General features: G+C 57.3%; 1 protein-coding gene. It reads left to right on the top strand.

The window, feature by feature from the left end:
* Positions 1-78: 78 nt before the first annotated feature.
* Entirely contained in the window at positions 79-1,104 is a 1,026-nt protein-coding gene (locus P0D89_RS53205) for an IS630 family transposase (RefSeq protein ID WP_408366379.1), read from the top strand.
* The last annotated feature ends 33 nt before the right edge of the window (positions 1,105-1,137 follow it).

The following is a 1,137-nucleotide window of genomic DNA, read 5'->3' as shown; positions in this document are numbered from 1 at the left end:
CTTACTAACTAGTGCATAAGTAAGCGAACATAAATCGACACCATGGTCTAAGCTTAAAGGGGCTTGGGGAGAGGCGAGATGCGCGAGGACGACGGCCGACAGCTTTCACATGCAACGCTGGAAGAGATGCGGATCCGCGCGGTCAAGCGAGTCGAAGCTGGCGAGTCGCCAGAGGACGTGATTCGCACGCTGGGCTTCTCGAGGCCGCGTATTTACGAGTGGTTGGCGGCGTGGCGCGAAGGAGGTATTGAAGCGTTACGAGCCAAGTCTATTCCGGGCCGGCCAATGAAGCTGTCGTCCGAAGCGATCCGCTTTGTCTATCAGACGGTCACAACGAAGAATCCGATGCAAATGAAGTTCGAGTTTGCGTTGTGGACGCGAGACATGGTGCGGGAGTTGATTCGCGAACGTTTCAACGTCAGGCTCTCCGAGGTATCGGTCGGTCGGCTGCTCAGGAAGCTCGGGCTTTCACCCCAGCGGCCGCTGGCGCGCGCGTACCAACGCGACCCAGAACTGGTCGAGTCATGGATGCGGGACGAATATCCGGCGATTGTCAGGCAGGCCAAACGCTGTGGGGCTCAGATTTTCTTCGTCGACGAATCGACGGTGCGCTCGGACTACCACAGCGGCACGACCTGGGCACCGATCGGTCAGACACCGGTGGTCGAAACCACCGGCGCGCGCTTCAAAGTGAACCTGATCTCGGCGATCAGTCCGCGGGGCCAACTCCGTTTCATGTGCTTTGAAGGCAGCTTCAAGATCCCGGTGTACGTTGACTTCGTCAGGCGACTGATACTTAACGCCGATGCTCCCGTCTTCCTGATCGCCGATGGTCATCCGGTTCATCGTTGCAAAGCGATCCGCAAGCTTGCCGCAGAATCGGATGACCGCCTTTGTCTGTTCTTCCTGCCGGCTTACTCGCCGGACCTGAATCCGGACGAACTCGTATGGGGTTATCTCAAGCATCACAAGATCGGCAAGCTTGCTATCAAAGGTCCCGGACATCTCAAGCAGCGTGTTCGAGCAGTTCTGCACTCGTTGCAGAGAATTCCGGCGTTGGTCCGATCCATGTTTCGTCATCCGTCAGTCCGTTACGCGGCGTGACGCATGTCCGGTTACTTTGTTTCGGCTTAGTAA

The sequence above is a fragment of the Paraburkholderia sp. RL18-085-BIA-A genome (assembly GCF_046027075.1).
In the GTDB taxonomy this organism is placed as follows: domain Bacteria; phylum Pseudomonadota; class Gammaproteobacteria; order Burkholderiales; family Burkholderiaceae; genus Paraburkholderia.
This window is presented reverse-complemented; position numbering and strand designations above follow the sequence as displayed.